The organism is Streptomyces sp. HNM0575 (genome assembly GCF_012726265.1).
Taxonomy (GTDB): Bacteria; Actinomycetota; Actinomycetes; order Streptomycetales; family Streptomycetaceae; genus Streptomyces.
The window spans coordinates 807,001-824,291 of record NZ_JAASAG010000001.1; the positions used below are offsets into that span (position 1 = coordinate 807,001).

The 17,291-nt window shown below is 74.5% G+C and carries 15 protein-coding genes; 7 read left to right on the forward strand and 8 right to left on the reverse strand.

The annotated features are described in order from the left end of the window. The first annotated feature begins 69 nt into the window (after positions 1 to 69). Positions 70 to 1,710: a DHA2 family efflux MFS transporter permease subunit gene (locus tag HCC61_RS03300; RefSeq protein WP_169133658.1), complete on the forward strand. Its 1,641-nt coding sequence runs from the start codon at positions 70 to 72 to the stop codon at positions 1,708 to 1,710. A gap of 48 nt (positions 1,711 to 1,758) precedes the next feature. Beyond that, positions 1,759 to 2,670 carry a MaoC/PaaZ C-terminal domain-containing protein gene (locus HCC61_RS03305; RefSeq protein ID WP_169133659.1) on the forward strand — a complete coding sequence of 304 codons (912 nt, stop codon included), beginning with the start codon at positions 1,759 to 1,761 and terminating at the stop codon, positions 2,668 to 2,670. Positions 2,671 to 3,092: 422 nt separating this feature from the next. Here HCC61_RS03305 and HCC61_RS31410 read toward each other — a convergent pair whose 3' ends face one another. Then, positions 3,093 to 4,832, reverse strand: a complete 1,740-nt coding sequence (locus HCC61_RS31410) for a hypothetical protein (protein WP_346776995.1) — start codon at positions 4,830 to 4,832, stop codon at positions 3,093 to 3,095. Positions 4,833 to 6,175: 1,343 nt separating this feature from the next. On the opposite strand from HCC61_RS31410, the gene HCC61_RS03315 reads away from it, so the two are divergent. The 3 genes from HCC61_RS03315 to HCC61_RS03325 are packed head-to-tail and all read left to right on the forward strand — an operon-like array spanning position 6,176 to position 9,107. Next, complete coding sequence (locus HCC61_RS03315) at positions 6,176 to 7,072, forward strand: Nif3-like dinuclear metal center hexameric protein (protein WP_169133660.1); 897 nt, start codon at positions 6,176 to 6,178, stop codon at positions 7,070 to 7,072. Then, positions 7,069 to 7,812, forward strand: coding sequence for a C4-type zinc ribbon domain-containing protein (locus HCC61_RS03320; protein ID WP_206322082.1), 744 nt, complete (start codon positions 7,069 to 7,071; stop codon positions 7,810 to 7,812). Before HCC61_RS03315 ends, HCC61_RS03320 begins: the two co-directional genes overlap by 4 nt. Continuing rightward, positions 7,812 to 9,107 carry a bifunctional RNase H/acid phosphatase gene (locus tag HCC61_RS03325; RefSeq protein ID WP_169133661.1) on the forward strand — a complete coding sequence of 432 codons (1,296 nt, stop codon included), beginning with the start codon at positions 7,812 to 7,814 and terminating at the stop codon, positions 9,105 to 9,107. Before HCC61_RS03320 ends, HCC61_RS03325 begins: the two co-directional genes overlap by 1 nt. A 71-nt stretch (positions 9,108 to 9,178) precedes the next feature. On the opposite strand, the gene eda is transcribed toward HCC61_RS03325, so the two are convergent. After that, complete coding sequence (gene eda, locus HCC61_RS03330) at positions 9,179 to 9,901, reverse strand: bifunctional 4-hydroxy-2-oxoglutarate aldolase/2-dehydro-3-deoxy-phosphogluconate aldolase (protein ID WP_169133662.1); 723 nt, start codon at positions 9,899 to 9,901, stop codon at positions 9,179 to 9,181. A 478-nt stretch (positions 9,902 to 10,379) separates the two neighbouring features. Beyond that, positions 10,380 to 11,183 (reverse strand): peroxide stress protein YaaA, encoded by an 804-nt coding sequence (yaaA, locus tag HCC61_RS03340; protein WP_169133862.1) that lies wholly within the window; start codon positions 11,181 to 11,183, stop codon positions 10,380 to 10,382. 286 nt (positions 11,184 to 11,469) lie between these two features. Between yaaA and HCC61_RS03345 the strand changes: the two genes are divergently transcribed. Beyond that, on the forward strand, positions 11,470 to 12,750 hold the full coding sequence (locus HCC61_RS03345) for a PP2C family protein-serine/threonine phosphatase (protein WP_240968362.1): 1,281 nt from the start codon (positions 11,470 to 11,472) through the stop codon (positions 12,748 to 12,750). Positions 12,751 to 12,899: 149 nt separating this feature from the next. Here HCC61_RS03345 and HCC61_RS03350 read toward each other — a convergent pair whose 3' ends face one another. Then, on the reverse strand, positions 12,900 to 14,144 hold the full coding sequence (locus tag HCC61_RS03350) for a SpoIIE family protein phosphatase (protein ID WP_169133664.1): 1,245 nt from the start codon (positions 14,142 to 14,144) through the stop codon (positions 12,900 to 12,902). Between the two features lie 420 nt (positions 14,145 to 14,564). Between HCC61_RS03350 and HCC61_RS03355 the strand changes: the two genes are divergently transcribed. After that, the gene (locus HCC61_RS03355) at positions 14,565 to 15,266 is read left to right on the forward strand and encodes a hypothetical protein (protein WP_169133665.1); all 702 of its coding nucleotides are present in this window, start codon (positions 14,565 to 14,567) and stop codon (positions 15,264 to 15,266) included. A gap of 49 nt (positions 15,267 to 15,315) precedes the next feature. Here the strand turns inward: HCC61_RS03355 and rpsR are convergent, their stop codons facing one another. The 4 genes from rpsR to rpmG form a co-directional block, all read right to left on the reverse strand. After that, complete coding sequence (rpsR, locus tag HCC61_RS03360) at positions 15,316 to 15,552, reverse strand: 30S ribosomal protein S18 (protein ID WP_169133666.1); 237 nt, start codon at positions 15,550 to 15,552, stop codon at positions 15,316 to 15,318. Between the two features lie 104 nt (positions 15,553 to 15,656). After that, positions 15,657 to 16,808, reverse strand: coding sequence for a GTP-binding protein (locus HCC61_RS03365; RefSeq protein WP_169133667.1), 1,152 nt, complete (start codon positions 16,806 to 16,808; stop codon positions 15,657 to 15,659). Continuing rightward, positions 16,808 to 17,062 carry a type B 50S ribosomal protein L31 gene (locus HCC61_RS03370; RefSeq protein ID WP_169133668.1) on the reverse strand — a complete coding sequence of 85 codons (255 nt, stop codon included), beginning with the start codon at positions 17,060 to 17,062 and terminating at the stop codon, positions 16,808 to 16,810. Before HCC61_RS03370 ends, HCC61_RS03365 begins: the two co-directional genes overlap by 1 nt. A gap of 41 nt (positions 17,063 to 17,103) precedes the next feature. After that, positions 17,104 to 17,268 carry a 50S ribosomal protein L33 gene (rpmG, locus tag HCC61_RS03375; RefSeq protein WP_169133669.1) on the reverse strand — a complete coding sequence of 55 codons (165 nt, stop codon included), beginning with the start codon at positions 17,266 to 17,268 and terminating at the stop codon, positions 17,104 to 17,106. Between the last annotated feature and the right edge of the window lie 23 nt (positions 17,269 to 17,291).

The window sequence follows — 17,291 nt, forward strand, 5'->3', positions numbered from 1 at the left end:
GTCCCGCACCGTCCTCGACGCCGGGATGTCCGGTGGGTGCCCGTGCGGGCAGCTGCGAGCATGACGGCGATGGCAGACAAGACCGCTCCCGTTCCGGACGCCGACGGCGGCCCGGGCTCCGACGCTACGGCCGCCGACGGCGGCGCGGGCCCCGCCTCCGGTCGCGGCCCGGGTCCCGGCCGCAGCCCGGGCCCGGGTCCCGGCACCGGCACCGGCACCGGCACCGGCTCCGACGCCACCGGCGGCCACGGCCCCGCCTCCGGCCGCGGCCCTGGCCCGGGCTCCGACACTGCCGCCGCCTCCGGCGGCCCCGGCGCCCCCGCCCGCCTGTGGATCGTCCTACTCGCCGCGTGCGCCGGTCAGTTCCTCGTCGTGCTCGATGTCTCCGTGGTCAACGTCGCGCTGCCGTCCATGCGCGCCGGCCTCGGCATGGACGCCGCAGGCCTGCAATGGGTACTCAACGGCTACACCCTGGCCTTCGCGGGCCTGATGCTGCTCGGCGGACGGGCGGCCGACGTCTATGGCCGGAAGCGGACGTTCCTGGTGGGGCTCGCCCTGTTCACCGCCGCCAGCCTCCTCGGCGGCCTGGCCCAGCAGCCCTGGCATCTGCTGGCCGCCCGCGCGCTCCAGGGCACCGGAGCCGCCGTGCTCGCCCCGGCGACCCTGACCATCCTCACCACGGCCTTTCCGCCCGGCCGCGCCCGTACGCGCGCGATCGCCACCTGGAGCGCGGTCGGCGCCGGCGGCGGCGCGGCGGGCGGCCTCGTCGGCGGGGTACTCACCGGCGCCCTCTCGTGGCGCTGGGTGCTGCTGATCAACGTGCCCGTGGGCGCCCTGGTGCTGCTGGCCGCCGCGGTGTGGGTCGAGGAGCGCCGGGACGCCGCGGCCCCGCGCCGCCTCGACCTGCCCGGCGCGCTGCTGGTCACGCTGGGACTGGGCGCGCTGGCCTGGGGGATCGTACGTACGCAGGACGCGGGCTGGTCGGCGCCCTCGGTGCTGTGGCCGCTGGCGGTGGGGGCGGTGCTGCTGGCGCTGTTCACCGCCGTCGAGGCGCGTACGCGTGCCCCGCTGGTGCCGCTGCGGCTCTTCCGCAGCAGAGCCGTCTCGGCGGCGAACGGGACGATGTTCGTGTGCGGCGGCGCCCTGTTCTGCATGTGGTACTTCCTGTCGCTCTACATGCAGAACGTGCTGCACTACACGCCGCTTCAGGCCGGTCTCGGCTTCCTGCCGCAGTCGCTGAGCATCGTGATCGGCGCGAAGACCGCGCCCCGTCTGATGGCACGCTGCGGTGCGCGAGCCGTCGCGGTGACGGGAGTCGTGCTGGCGGGCGCCGGATGTCTGTGGCAGAGCGGCATGCACGCGGGCGGCGGCTTCCTGGACACGGTCACCGGGCCCGGCGTGCTGATGGCGCTCGGCAGCGGCCTGGCCGGCACGCCGCTGGCGTCGGTGGCGATGTCGGGGGTGGCGCACGCGGACGCCGGGCTGGTCTCCGGACTGTTCAACACGGCGCGGACGATGGGCGGTTCGCTGGGGCTCGCGGTCTTCTCGACGATCGCCGCCGCCCGCATAGGGGACGCCACCGGACCCGCCACGCTGGCCGCCGGATACGGGCTCGCCTTCCGCAGCGCCGCCGCCGTACTGCTGCTGTGCGCGGTGCTCACGGCCTTCGTCCTGCCGAGCCCTTCCCGCAGCGAGGGCGCGGAGGCCTGAGAGGACCGCCTGACTATCCTCTCCGGCGTGGAAAGGAGCTGACCAGCGATGCCGATCGACGTGGAGCGGGCACTGTCCGCCGAGCCCGTCAGCAGCCGGATCACCTGGGGACACAAGGACGTTCAGCTGTACCACCTCGGGATCGGCGCGGGCGTACCGGCGACCGACCCGCAGGAGCTGCGCTACACCCTGGAGGACAGGCTGCAAGTGCTGCCGAGCTTCGCGACCGTGGCGGGCGGCGGCCTCGGGGTGCTGGACGGGCTCGCGGCGCCCGGCATCGACGTCGATCTCGCGGCCGTGCTGCACGGCGCGCAGACCGTCGAGACGCACCGGCCCGTGCCGTCCGGCGGCAGCGCGACGCAGACGTCGTCGGTCGCCGCCGTGTACGACAAGGGGAAGGCGGCCGTCATCGTGCTGCGTTCCGAAGTGGCCGACGGGGACGGCCCGTTGTGGACGTCGCAGGCGCAGCTGTTCGTACGGGGCGAGGGCGGCTTCGGCGGTGAACGCGGCCCTTCGTCACGGACCGGTGCGCCCGAGCGTGCGCCGGACTCCGAGGTCAGCCGCGCCGTACGGGAGGACCAGGCGCTGATCTACCGCCTGTCCGGCGACTGGAACCCTTTGCACGCCGACCCCGAGTTCGCGGCGCTCGCCGGCTTCGACCGGCCCATCCTGCACGGGCTCTGCTCGTACGGAATCGTGCTGAAGGCCGTCGTCGACACCGTGCTCGGCGGTGACGTGACGCGCGTGCGCAGCTACGGCACGCGCTTCGCCGGTGTGGTCTACCCCGGCGAGACGCTGCGCGTGCGGATGTGGCGGGAGCCGGCGGACGGGCACGGGGCCGCGGGCGGGCAGGGCGACGCGGGCGGGGCCGGGGAAGCAGGGCGCGTACTGCTTCAGGTCACCGCGGCGGAACGGGACGACGCCCCGGTGCTGACCGGCGCCGTCGTCGCACACTCCTGAAGGGCACACTCCTGAGTCGCACTCCTGAGGGGCCTCAGCGCTGCTGACCGACGGGACGCGGACTCCTCCTCACGGGCCGAAGAGACGCCGGGGAAGGGGCGCCGGGCTGAACGACCCTGCGAACAAAGGCTGTTCGCAGGGTCGCTATCGCGCTCCGCGGCGCCGTCCGTCGTCTCGCGGGTCAGTCCGAGTCGCCTCGCTTCAGTCCGAGTCGCTCTGCTGGGGACGCCGGTGGCGGCCGTGGGCGTGCTCAGCGGGCTCCTCCGCACCGGCGGCCCGCCCTCTGTGCCTGCCTGAGGCGTTCGATGCCTGACTGCTCGACGTTTCGGTCCCGGTCTGGGTCTCGGACATCGCGGGAAAACTCCGTGGATCACGTTGCTGCTTGGTACCCGGTCAGGGTCTCACGCGCGTCCCCGTGCTGCTCAGGCCGTCCGCGCGCGAACGACCGCGTCATGGAGGGCCGTTGCCAGCGGGGCGTCCTGGAGCGGCACCGGCTTGCGGCGTACGCATTGCTCGGCGGCGCCCACTAAGTGCCCCGCGTCCTCGCCGTCTCCGGCGCCCGCCGGTTCCGTGCCGCCGCCCGCATCCATGTGAGCCTCACGCCCGTCACCCCCGGCGCGCCCGTCATGCCCGGCGCGGGTGTCATGGGCGCCGGGGGCGCCCTGTGCATGGTGCGCGCCCTGGACATGGCGTACGCCGTCGGAATCGTGGGCGGGCGCCGCCGGTGCCGGCAGCCGCAGCGCTCTCGCCCGGCGGGGCGGGACCTCCGGGGGCAGCGCGCCGGGCGGTACGGGGGAAGGGGAGGCCTCGGGAACGGGTGCGGGCGCCGGGGGTGCTGTGGGTGCAGCGGGTGCAGCGGGTGCGGCGGGTGCCGCGGACGCCGACTCCCTTGTGCCGGCGTCCTCTTCGGGCGCGGGCGCCCGCTCGGCACCGGCCTGCGCACCGTCGGCCGCACCCTCGTCCCGGTGAGCCCGCTGCGGGAACGGCCCCGCCCCGCCGGTGCCCTGGGCGCCGCCGCCCCGAGCCGTCCCGGCGTCGCCTCCGACGACGGTGCTCACGTCCACGCCCGCGCCCAGGCTCTCGCCCGTACCGGTGCCGGTGACCGTCGCTCCCGGGCCGGTGTCCGGGCTCCTGCCGCGCATCCGCAGCCGTGCGAGCCCGCACGGCGCGTGCGCGGTGGCGCACGGCAGCCGCAGCTCGCCCTCGCGCGTCCACACCCCCTTGCCCGGCAGCCAGCCTCCCGGAGCGCGGAACCGCCTCAACTCCCGCTGCATCGGCCGCCATACGCCCAGCCACGCACCACCGGCACGCGCCCCCGTCGTCTGCCCGTGCAGCGCGACGGCGCAGCTCTCCGGCAGCAGCATCTGCCCCGGCTGAACGGCGAAGGGCGTCAGCAGGGCGTCCTCGGGATGCAGCGACTCGGGGAAGCGGACCGGCCGGTGGGAGCCCAGCACGCCCCAGCCGAGCCGGGATTCACCGGGCGCGTCCGACCGCACGATCAGCAGGCCGCTGTCCGCGTCGGCCAGCAGCAGCCGGTCGTCGCTCTCGTCGGTGATCTGGAGCAGCGGGCTGACCTCGCCGCCGCGGCCCAGGTCGACGGCGACCGTCTTCGTACGGCCCGTGCCGCCCGTGTCCGTACGGTCCACGGCGAGCAGCCGGCCCTCGCGGTCCAGCCAGGCGCCGCCTCCGCAGCGGCCCGGGACCTCGGCGACCAGCTGAGGCCCCCCGTCACCGCCGCCCGCGACGAGCCACACGCCGCTGGAGCGCTCCCCGGCGGTCAGCGCGTACGCCCTGCGCCCGCAAGGCGCCGGGGGCAGCAGCGTCAGCCGCTCGGACTCGACGGCGCCCAGGGCGAGTTCGCCGGTGGACGGCCCCGTCGGATAGAGCAGGGCGAGCTTGTGCACGCCGCTCTCACGCCGGGCGATCAGGACCCTTCCGTCGGTGAGCGGCAGCACCTGGCTGCCGGCCTCCTCGGGGCGGGCGCCGGGCAGCGGGACCGCATACGGCTCGGGGCCGTCGAGAGTCCAGCGCTCGGGGAACCAGCCGCCCTCCGCGGACGCGTTGAGCCGCGCCGCGTAGGCGCCGTCCGCCGCGATCGTGAACGTGGAGTGCCTTGCCGTCCGTCCGGCGGCCGCGATGCTCTCGGGGGCACAGGCGGTCATGGGTCGATCACCTCCAGTGAGGAACCTAGGCGCCGTACTCCCGCCCCAACAACGAGAGTTCGGACCGTTCACGCGGATGAGTGGCCGAAGTACGAATCGTCTGCGCGAGCCCCCACGACTGTGCTCCGCACCCCTCCGCGCGCCTCCCGGGCACCGCCCGGGAGGCGCCCTCCACGCCCGCGGTCCCGCGCGCTCCGGCCCGCGCAGGGCCCGGTGCTCCAAGGGGTGCCGTGCGGTGAACGGCCGTTCCGTCCGCAGCCTGTGGCCGGTTGAGGCGGAATGTCGGGCCGGGCCGGGCCGGGTCAGGTCGGCCGGTCAGGGCTGCGCGCCGCGGGCCGCGTGGCCGCGTGGCCATGCGGTCGGGCCCTTGGGACCGCCGGTCCCCGGCCGGACGCCTGTAGCGGATACGTCTGCGAAGTCGCCCCGAGGCGCCGCGCGCTCTGGCCGTGTACGGCCGCGCCGTCTGCGGCCTGTGGCCGGTTGAGCCGCAGTGTCGGCCGGGGCGGGCCGGGCCGGACGCGTGCCGCGTGGCTGTGCGGTCGAGTTCTTGGGACCGCTGGTCCCCGGCTGGACGCCTGTACCGGATACGCCCGCGGCGCCGCGGGCTTCGCGTCGTGTTCGGCCGCTCGGCCCGCAGCCAGTGGCCGGTCGAGGCGCAGCGTCGGACGGGCCGGGTCAGGTCGACCGGTCAGGGCTGCGCGCCGCAGGCCCGCGTGGCCGCGTGGCTGTGCGGTCGAGCCCTTGGGACCGCCGGTCCCCGGCCGGATGCCTGTACCGGATACGGCTGCGAAGTCGCCCCGCGGCGCCACGCGCTCTGCGCGTGTACGGCTGCTCGGCCGCGGCCTGCGGCCGGTTGAGGCGGAATTTCGGGCGGGCCAGGCCGGATGCGCGCTGCGTGCCGCGTGGCTGTGCGGTCGAGCCCTCGGGCTCGCCGGTCTCCGGTCCGGACGTCGGTAGTGGGTACGTCTGCGGCGCCCCGGCGCCGCCCCGCGGCAGCCGCACCGCGAACCGGCGCGCGCCCGCGGTCCCTCCAACCACCGCGGTGGTCCCCGCCGTTCGGGCCCCGGCGGCACCGCCGGCCCCGCACCGTCCGTCGGCCGCGTGCCCCCTCTGTCCCCCCCGGCGGAGCGGTGGCCCGTAAAGGCGGGCGGCGGGTCTCGCTTCGTGCCGGGCACGGGCGTCCCGCGCGGCTACCGGCGGGCGGCGCCCGCGGAGCCGGACCGCGTGGCCGGACCCGCGTGCCGCCGTCACCGGACGGGCCGGTGTCGGCCGCTTGTCCCCCGCGTCCCCCGGTGGGGCGGTGACCGGTCGGTGCGGGTGAGGCGGAAGGTAGCCTTTCACGCGTGCCAGCACTCTCCGAAGTCATCGCCGCGCTCGACGCCCTCTGGCCGCGCGAGCGGGCCGAGCAGTGGGACGCCGTCGGCACCGTCTGCGGGGACGTCGGCAATCCCGGGGCCCGGGTCGACCGGGTCCTCTTCGCCGTCGATCCCGTGCAGGAGATCGCCGACGAGGCCGTCGCGCTCGGCACCCAACTCCTCGTCACACACCATCCGTTGTATCTGCGCGGCACGACGACCGTCGCCGCCGACACCTTCAAGGGCCGGGTCGTGCACACGCTCATCCGGCACGGCGTGGCGCTGCACGTCGCCCACACCAACGCCGACACCGCCGACCCCGGGGTCTCCGACGCCCTCGCCGGCGCGCTCGACCTGCGCGTGCTGCGCCCCCTCGTGCCGGACGCCTCCGACCCCGCGGGACGCCGCGGGCTCGGCCGCGTCTGCGAACCGCCCCGCCCCATGCGGCTGTCGGAGCTGACGGAGTGGGCCGCCGCGCGGCTGCCCGTCACGGCGCAGGGCGTGCGCGCAGCCGGTGATCCGGACCGTACGATCCGCACGATCGCCGTCTGCGGCGGCTCCGGGGACGGGCTCTTCGACGAGGTGCGCGCCGCCGGCGCCGACGCCTATCTCACGGCCGACCTGCGCCACCACCCCGCCTCCGAGGCCCGCGAGCACTCGCCGCTCGCGCTGCTGGACGCCGCGCACTTCGCCACCGAGTGGCCGTGGTGCGAGCAGGCCGCCGCCCAGCTCGACGAGGTCTCCGACCGGCACGGCTGGGGCCTGCGCACGCACGTCTCGCGTACGGTCACCGACCCCTGGACAGCACACGCGGCGTCGTCGGACGCCGCGACCCCGCCCGACCGCAGCGCCTACGCCGACATCACCACAGGAGCCCCCAACTGAACGCCGCGCCCGCCGATCAGATCCGACTGCTGGACGTCCAGGCCCTGGACACGCGACTGACGCAGCTCGCACACAAGCGCAAGAACCTGCCCGAGCACGAGGAGATCCAGTCCCTGGAGGCGGACCTCGCCCAGCTGCGGGACCTGCTCGTCGCGTCCCGTACGGAGGAGAGCGACACCGAACGGGAGCAGACCAAGGCCGAGTCGGACGTCGACCAGGTGCGCCAGCGCGCCGCCCGCGACCAGAAGCGGCTCGACTCGGGCCAGGTCACCAACCCGAAGGACCTGGAGAACCTCCAGAGCGAGATCGCCTCGCTCGCCAGGCGTCAGGGAGACCTCGAGGACGTGGTCCTGGAGGTCATGGAGCGCCACGAGGCCGCCGCCGAGCGGGCGTCGGAGCTCGCGCAGCGCGTCGAGGCCGTGCAGGCGAAGTCCGAGGACGCCGTCGCACGGCGCGACGCGGCGCTGGCGGAGCTCGACGCCGAGGCGGGCACGGTGCGCGAGGAGCGCGAGTCCGCGGCGGGGTCGGTGCCCGCGGACCTGCTGAAGCTGTACGAGAAGATCCGCGAGCAGCAGGGCGGCGTCGGCGCGGCCCGGCTGTATCAACGGCGCTGCGAGGGCTGTCAGTTGGAGCTGAACATCACCGAGCTCAACGATGTGCGCGGAGCGCCCGAGGATGCCGTGCTGCGCTGCGAGAACTGCCGCCGGGTCCTGGTCCGTACGCCCGAGTCCGGGCTGTGATGGCGGCCGGGCGCGGAGGCCGCGGCGGCAGCGGCGGCAGCGGCTTCGTCGTGGAGGCGGACGGCGGCTCGCGCGGCAACCCGGGGCCGGCCGGTTACGGCGCGGTCGTAAAGGACGCGGCGAGCGGTGAAGTGCTGCGGGAGACGGCCGAGTTCATCGGGATCGCGACCAACAACGTCGCCGAGTACCGGGGGTTGATCGCGGGCCTGCGTGCCGCGTACGAGCTGGACCCGGGCGCCCCGGTGCGGGTGCGCATGGACTCCAAGCTCGTCGTGGAGCAGATGTCGGGGCGCTGGAAGATCAAGCACCCGGACATGCGTCCGCTCGCCGCCGAGGCGCAGCGCGTCTATCCGCCGGGGTCGGTCACCGGTTACGAGTGGATCCCCCGCGCGGAGAACAAGCACGCCGACCGGCTCGCCAACGAGGCGATGGACGCGGGCAAGCGGGGCGAGGAGTGGTCGCCCGGCGCCTCCACGGCGGAGCTGGAGGCGGCGGACGAGGCGGCGCGTGCGGCGGCGCGTGCGGCCGGAGCCGGAGCCGTGGCCGGAGCCGGGGCCGGGGCCGGCGAGGGGCCGGGCGAGGGGCCCGGCGGGGGATCGATACGGTCCGTGCCCGTCAGCGACGACGCGGCCGAGACGGCCGCCCCGCAAAGCGGTTGGGGCCCGGACCTCGGCGCCCCCACCACGTTCGTGCTGCTGCGCCACGGCGAGACGGCGCTCACCCCGGAGAAGCGCTTCTCGGGCAGCGGCGGCACCGATCCCGAACTCTCTCCCGTGGGCCTGCGCCAGGCCCGTGCGGCCGGTGAACTGCTCGCCGCCCGCGGCACGCTCCAGGCGATCGTCAGCTCGCCCATGCGCCGCTGCCAGGAGACGGCCGCCGCCGTCGCGGAGCTCACCGGCATGAAGGTCCGCGTCGACGAGGGCCTGCGGGAGGCCGACTTCGGCGCCTGGGAAGGTCTCACGTTCGCCGAGGTGCGCGACCGCTACCCCGACGACCTGGAGAAGTGGCTCGACTCGACGGAGGCACGGCCGACCGGCGGCGGCGAGAGCTTCGCGACGGTCGCGGACCGCGTCGCCGTGACGCGCGACCGGCTGCTGGCCCGCTACTCCGGCAGGACGGTGCTGCTCGTCACGCACGTCACGCCGGTCAAGACGCTCGTACGGCTGGCACTGGGCGCCCCGCCCGTAGCGCTGTTCCGCATGGAGCTGTCGGCGGCCTGCCTGTCGGCGATCGCGTACTACGCAGACGGCAACGCGTCGCTGCGTCTGCTGAACGACACGAGCCACCTGCGCTGAGAGAGGGGCGGGGCGGACGCTGAGAGAGGGGCGGGGCGGAGGGGCGGTCCGCCGTCGCGAACGCCGGGCCGTCAGTCCCGGCCCTGGCCCTGCCCCTGGCCCCGGTTCCGGCCCCGGTCCCGGCCGCGCAGCGCCGCCGCGCCCTCCGCGAGGCGCTGCACACGGGGCCAGTCCCGCGCGGCGATCGCCTCACCCGGCACCATCCAAGTGCCGCCCACACAGCCGACGTTGGGCAGCGCGAGATACCCGGGCGCCCGCTTCTCGTCGATGCCGCCGGTCGGGCAGAAGCGTGCGCGGGGGAGCGGTGAGGCGAGGGACCTCAGATACGCGACGCCGCCGGCCGCCTCCGCGGGGAAGAACTTCATCTCCGTCACGCCGCGCTCCAGTAGTCCGATCGCCTCCGACGCCGTCGATACGCCGGGCAGCACGGGCACGCCGCAGCCGAGCATCGACTCCAGCAGCCGCTCCGTCCACCCGGGACTGACGAGGAAACCTGCACCCGCGTCCACGGACTCCCGCGCCTGCGCGGGCGTGAGGACGGTGCCCGCGCCGACGACGGCCTCCGGCACCTCCGCGGCGACCGCCCGGATCGCGTCGCCCGCCGCGGGCGTACGCAGCGTCACCTCGACGACCGGCAGTCCGCCCGCGACCAGGGCCCGCGCCAGGGGCACGGCGTCGGCGGCGTCGTCGAGCACGACGACGGGGATCACGGGGGCCAGGTCCAGAAGCGATCGGGAGGCCGGTGCGGCCGCCGGTTCGGAACCGGCCGGGGGCGGAGCCGGAGAGGGAGCCATGGCGGCATCCTCTCCCCGCAACACCGGTATGCGCAACGCGCGTTGCGTATCGTGCAATGCGCCTGAGGGTGCCTGTGATGGACGCCCGGGTTGCGGTGCCCGCGCTGCGGTGCCTGCGGCACAAGGTCGGCCGTGCGACGCCCGCCGTGCGAGGCCCCTCGGGCCCTGTGGACCTCCCGGATCTCCCGGGCTTCGCGGGTCTCGCGGATTTCCCGAGCCTCGCGGGCCCCGGGCCCCTCGGATCTCGCTGGCGTCGCGGGCCCCTCGGGCTTCGTGGATTTCCCGGGCCTTGCGGGCTTCGCGGATCTCGCGGGCCTCCCCGGCTTCCCGGGCTTCGCGGGCATCGGGGGCTTCGCGGACTTCGCGGCCTCCGGGGCCTCGCGGCTTCCCGGGCCTGGCGGGCCTGGCGGACTTCGGGGGCCCCGCGAGCCCCGCGGACGGCGCGGGCCGGGCGCTCTTGAGGACCCCGCGGATACCCCTACAGCTCGGAGACCACCACGTCCACCGCCCGCGGCCTGCCCGGCTTCCCGCCGTCCGCCGGTTCCTCGACCGTGTGGCCGAGGCCGCGCAGCGCCTCGATCAGCGCCGCGGGTGTCGCGGGGGCCGCGCCGCTCTCCAGCAGGGCGCGTACGATCCGCCCCTTCGTCGCCTTGTTGAAGTGGCTGACGACGGTCCGCTTCTCCACGCCGTCGACGACGGATGACTGCAACACCCTTACGGTGACGGTGCGTTCGGCCAGCTCGCCCTTCGGCTTCCACATCTGCGCGTACGCCGTCGAACGCAGGTCGAGCACCGGTCCCTTCCCGGCGGCCACGGGCATCACCTGCGCCAGCGGCTCCCGCCAGTGCGCGCTCAGCGCGCCGAGCCCGGGCAGCCGCACGCCGCCCGGGCAGCGGTAGGAGGGGATCCGGTCCTTGATCCCGACCGCTCCCCACAGCCCCGAGAAGACGAGCAGCGACCGTGCCGCCCGCCGCTTCGCCGCCGTGCCGAGCGTGGCCAGGCCGAGCGCGTCGTAGAGGACTCCGGTGTAGATCTCCCCGGCGGGCCGTGCGGGCGCCGTACGCAGCCCCGCGTTCCTGGCGACCTCGCCGCGCAGCCCCTCGCTGAGGCCCAGCACGTCGCGGGCCTTCTCCTCGTCGGCGGAGCAGAGCCCGATCAGCTCCTCCAGCACCCGCTCGCGCGCGGGTGCCAGCTCCGGCAGCGACAGCGCCTCCGGCTGGAAGGGGCGTCCTCGGCCGCCCGGGTCGGCCTTCCCCTCGGACGGTGGCAGCAGCACAAGCACGGCGGTCTCCTCGCGGGTACGGCGGCGGGAACGGACGCCGAGCAGCGTATGGCGTACGGCGCCCGCGAAGCACATCCGCCCGGCCACCGGACCCGGTCCCGTACCCGGTACCGGACGGGTCCCGTACCCGGTACCGGACACGGTCCCGCACCGCCACCGGCCGTGACCCCCGCACCCCCACCGGAGGGCCTGCGCTGGCAGGCCCCGCGGCCCGGGGTGCAGCCTGGAAGGGGACGGGAGCGGGCCAGGGGGACCGCGACGGTGGCCGAAGGAGCGTGAGTACGCCATGGCCAGGGCATCCGGCCGGAGCGGGCTGATCGGCGAGCTGATCGCCGTCAGCCACCTGAGCACGCTGACGCAGCTGCCCGACGTGGTGAGCGAGCAGGCCGAGCGCTTCGGCTGGCCGGAGGTGCTGCTGTACATCTCCGACATCCAGCAGACCGTGCTGACGCTGATGACGGGTCGCGGAGCCGACGGCGCCAGGCACGCGGGCGACTTTCCGGCCGAGCTCCCGATCGACGGTACGGCGCCGGGGCGCGCGTTCCAGCTCGGCGAGATCCTGCCCACTTCCGCGGGCGGGCAGCAGTGGTGGGTGCCGGTGCTCAACGGCACCGAGCGGATCGGGCTGATGCGGATCACCATCCCCGAGACCGACGAGAACTCCATGCGGGACATGCGCGAACTGGGCGGTCTGGTGGGCCTGCTGCTGGTCGCCAAGCGCGGCACCAGCGACGCCTACGCCCGGCTGGTGCGGCGGCGCCGGATGAACGTGGCCGCCGAGATGGAGTGGCGCCTGATGCCGCCGCGCACCTTCGCCACGGACAGGGTGGTGGTCTCCGCGCTGATGGAGCCCGCGTACGAGGTCAGCGGGGACGCCTTCGACTACGCCTTCGGTGAGGACCTGGCCCACCTGTGCGTCTTCGACGCCATGGGCCACGACACCGCGGCCGGCCTGACCGCGAACCTCGCCGTCGCCGCCTGCCGCAACCAGCGCCGCCAGGGCAGCGGCCTGGTGGAGACGGCGAACGGGGTGGAACAGGCGCTGCTCGACCAGTTCGAGGACAGCCGCTACGCCACGGGGATCCTCGCCGATTTCGACGTGGCCACCGGGCAGTTGACGTGGATCAGCTGCGGACACTATCCGCCGGTCGTCATCAGGGGCGGCAGGTCCGCCGTCCCGCTGGAGTGCGCGCCGGCGCCGCCCATGGGCACCGGGCTGGGGATCACGGCGACCCTCTGCCACGCGCAGCTGGAGCCCGGCGACCGGCTGCTGCTGTACACCGACGGCATCACGGAGGCACGCAACCCCGACGGCGAGGAGTTCGGCATCGACCGCTTCACCGACTTCCTCATCAGGCACCACGCCGACGGCCTGCCCGTACCGGAGACGCTGCGCCGGCTCATCCGCCACCATCTCGAATACCACCAGGGGCACCTGAGCGACGACGCCACCGTGCTCGTACTGGAGTGGCACGGCTCGGCCCCGTTCGAGCCCGGAGAGGCGGAGGCGCTCGTGGGACTGCCCGCGGGTACCGCACCGCCGCTGCTGGAACGCCCCACCCGCTAGGGCTCGTTCTGCCCGGCGCCGCCGGAAGGGACCGCAGCCGCCCGTCCCGCCCCGTTCCGCCCCGCCCCGCCGTGTTCCATCTCGTCCGGCCCCATCCTGTCCCGCCCCGTCCCCGTCCGTACGGACGCCCCCGTGAGGCAGACCCCGGTTCAGAGGTCGATGACGACCAGGGCGATGTCGTCGGCGGCGCCTTCGTGCACGCCCATGCCCGACAGCAGCTCGTCCGCGACCTGCTCGGCGTCGTGCCCCGCGCTCGCCGCGAGGACGGTGGTCAGCCGGGCGATGCCGTCGTCGATGTCCCGGTCGCGCCGTTCCACCAGCCCGTCGGTGTAGAGGATCAGGCAGTCCCCGTGGCGGTAGGGCGCGCGGGCCTCGGGCCGCGGTGCCTGTTCGGAGCGGGCGGCCAGCGGCGGATCGGTGGCACGGTCCAGCAGCTCGCAGTCGCCCTCCGGGTGCAGCAGTACGGGCGGCAGATGGCCCGCGCTGCTGTAGGTGATCGTCCGATTCCCGGTGTCGATCCTGACCTTCACGGCGGTCGCGGACTGCGCCCCCTCCACGGAGTTCGCGTAGAGCCCCAGGATCTGAAGCGCCCTGGCGGGGCTCGCGGTGGCGCGCATCGCCGCGCTCAGGGCGCTGCGCAGCATGCCCATCACGCCGGCCGCCTCCAGGCCGTGGCCGACGACGTCTCCGACCGCCGCCGTGAAGCCGCCGCTCTCCGGCACGTCGGTCACGTCGTACCAGTCGCCGCACACGTTGAGCGTGCCCACCGCCGGCAGGTAGCGGACGGCGACGCCGGGGCGCGGCAGGTCCGGCGAGTACAGCATCGCCTCCTGGAGGGAGAGCGCCACCCGGCTCTCGCGGCCGTGCGCCAGCCGCAGCTCCTCGTTGAGATCCTGCAACTCCTGGGCCCGGGTGAGGAGTTCGGCCTCCGACTCCTGGTGCATCCCGACGCGTGTTCCCGTGGGGCGGGTCTCCGGACGGCGGGCCTGCACGAATCCCGTCACGTCCTCGATCCGGTGGATGATCCACACGACACGGCCGTCGTCGTCGAGCACCGGGGTGTTGATCGGCGACCACCAGCGTTCCTCGAACGTGCCGGGCCGGCTGACGACGGGGATGTCGTACTTCACCGGCGCCATCGTGTCGACCCTGCCGAGGTCGAGCACCCTGTGCAGCGAAGCCGACAGCTTCTGCACGCCCTCCGAGTAGGCCTCCTGCGGATTGGGCGGGAAGGCGTCGAAGAAGTACCGGCCCATCAGGTCCGCACGGGAGCGCCCCGTCGCCCGCAGATAGGACCGGTTGACGTCCCGGATGGTCAGTTCCGGGTCGAGCACCAGGTTCGGGCTGGGCAAGGCCGCGAAGAGCACCGAGTAGTCGATCTCCGATCCCGTCACCGGCTCCTGCCAAGTTCGCTGTCGGCTGTCCTCTCCAATCTAAGGATCCGCGCGGGACGCCGCCTGTGCTGCGCCTCCGGCCGGGGCAGAGGTGCCGCGGGCATGACGGGCAGGAGCGGTGGGCAGCAATCAACCGATCGGGCCGAAACCGGGCGATACGTGGCCGAAGGGCCGTCGGTGCCTCTGACCCGGCGAGCTGCCCGCACCCCGGACCGCCCCGCCGCACCTCCGTGCCTCCCGGTGCGCCCCGGCGCCTCTCGCTGATCCGCGCGTCCCAAGGCCTTCCGCCCCTGCACCCCGAACCCGCACACCCCGAACCCGCACCGGCCCGGACCCGCACCGGCCCGGACCCGCACCGGCCCGGACCGAGTCTGCCCGGGCCCCCGAACCCCCCTCCCCGTACAACTTCACAGGAGCCACATGCTGAGGACAGGTGTCGCAGTCGGTGCCGCGCTCGTCGTCACGTGCGCGTTCGGCGTGACGCCCGCCCGCTCCTCGCCGGGGCCCCCGACCCTCGCGGGCCCCGGTTTCCAGGTGGCCGCACGGCTCGGGGTGACCTCGGTCAGCCCCTCGCGCCCGTACACGGTGACCTTCGCCTCGGACGGGCTCAAGCAGCGCTACACCCCGTATCTGACGGCCGCCGTCGCGCAGATGAGAGCGGCCGGGGTGCGGATCGGCATCGGCGGTACGGAGAGCGTCGACCCGGGCAGATGCCCGCCGTGGGGGCACATCCAGTACACCCAGACCTACCGGCCGCTGAACCGCGGCGGCTACAGCCGGGGCATGCCGTGCCCGGGGCCCGCGGGCGGCGTCGCCGCGGGCGGCATCGTGACGATGGACAGCGAGTACTTCGACGGGACCTGGCACATAGCCCCGTACCAGCTGCGCAACACCTTCGTCCACGAGATGCTGCACACCTTCGGCCTCGACCACCCCAACCGGGACCTGGACGGCGACGGCAAGGCAGGGGCCTACGAGTGCGTCACCGGCCCCGGCGGCGTCAGACCCGTGATGTGCTCGCCCAACGGCGGCTACAAGAGCGCGAGTTCGGCGGGCCGGCTCACCCCGTACGACATGGCGGCGCTGCGCGCGATGCTCGCCAACGCGCGGCGCGCCGGGTGAAGCGTTCGGCCACCAACCGCCGCCGGGGAACGGGCGCGTGACGTCCGGGTCACCGGGTGCCGTAGGGCAGCAGGGCCATCTCGCGGGCGTTCTTGATCGCTCGGGCCAGCTGCCTCTGCTGCTGGGCGGAGACCCGTGTGACGCGGCGGCTGCGGATCTTGCCCCTGTCGGAGATGAACTTCCGCAGCAGGTCGGTGTCCTTGTAGTCGATGTACGTGATGCCGGCTGCGTCCAGCGGGTTGCGGCGGGGCTTGGGGGGCTTGCGGGGAGCGTTGTTGCGCGGCATGTGATCTCCAGGGTGCGGTGCGGGTGTTGGGCGGGTGTTGGGCGGGCGTTGGACGGGTGTTGAGCAGGTGCCGGGTGCCGGGTGCTCCCGGTGCTCCCGGTACGTCAGGTCGCGTGGTCGAGAAGCGGAGCGAACGCCGACGACAGGTGCCGCCAGGCGTCGGGGCCGTCCGCGTATTCGGCGTCGGTCAGCAGGCAGGACTCGAGGAGCTGCCGGAGGCCCTTCCGGTCCAGGTCCGGCGAGGTGAAGACGAGGTGCTGGCAGCGGTCGCCGTGTACGGGGTGCCATCCCATCGCGGCGGCGGCCCTGCGTTCCGGCGGCACCATCTCCCAGGCGGCGTCCGGCAGCGCGGCGAGCCAGGGGCCCGCCTGCTCGACGCTGAGTGCGCCTCCCGCCGCGTCCCAGGCCAGAAGGGTGTCGGGCCGGTCGGCGAGCCAGAAGCGCCCTCGGCTGCGGGCCGCGGCACAGGTCAGGTCCTCCAGCGCCTGGTAGAGCCGTTCCGGGTGGAAGGGCCGGTCGCGGTGCCAGACGTAGGTGCTCACTCCGCATTCGTCCGCCTCCTGCGGCAGCAGCGCGCAGGAGGGGTCCTGGGCCGCGGCGGCGGCACGTACGTCGAAACCGGCGAACGCCGCCTCCGCCAGCTCGCCGGACGCCGGATGCACGTGCCAGGCCGTGGGATGCAGCTGGCCGAGCAGCGCGGCGTCCTCCTCGTCCGCTTCGGGGCTGTCCACGAGGGCGAGTACGGAGGCGTACTCCAGCTGCCGGGCGAAGGTGTCGGCGACGGTGCGCCGGTCGGCGGGAGCCGCGGCGAGCCCCGCGTCGGCCAGGTCGTCGCCGTTGCCGAGGCAGGGCAGCAGCAGCGCGGGGTCGACAGCGGTGAACACACCGGTGAGGACGGTCTCTTCGCCGTGCGCGGCCACGACTTCGGCCATGGCCCTGGGCTCCACCGAATCCCACAGCTCCACGACGGCGAGCCGGGTCAGGCCGTCCGCGGCCAGCCTCTCCAGTTCGGGGATCAGGTCCTCGCGCAGGGCGCAGCAGGCGCAGTCGTTGACCAACGGCGTCTCGCCGGCGCTCAGTTCACCGGCGTCGCTGCGAATGGTGCGCCGTACCGTTCCGTGCGCGGCCGTCGAGTGGTCGTGGTGGAGAGCGACGCTGCCGGGCACGGCGCGCAGCAGACGCTCCACGACCTCGGTACGTGCCTCGGAGTGCAGCCCGCACACGATGACGACGGGAAGCTTCGGCTGCCCCTCCATCAGCGGGCCCCGCGGCGGCCGTAGCGGCGCTCGAAGCGCTCCACCCGCCCGGCGGTGTCCAGAACGCGGGCCGTGCCGGTGTAGAAGGGGTGGCTCTCGGAGGAGATCTCGACGTCGACGACGGGGTATTCGTTGCCGTCCTCCCAGCCGATCACCGCGTCACTGGTCGCGGTGGAGCGGGTGAGGAAGGCGAAGCCGGCGGCCTTGTCGCGGAAGACGACGGGACCGTAGGCGGGGTGTATGCCCTGCTTCATGGCGGCGGTGTCCTTTGCGTGGGGTCTCGGTCGCGTGGGCGTCAGCGGGTCTCGCGGAAGTCGACGTGGCGGCGGGCCACCGGGTCGTACTTGCGCAGGGTCAGGCGGTCGGGGTCGTTCCGGACGTTCTTGCGGGTCACGTAGGTGTAGCCGGTGCCGGCTGTGGACCGGAGCTTGATGATCGGGCGTTGGTCGGTCTTCGGCATGCGTGTAGTATATGGAAATGATT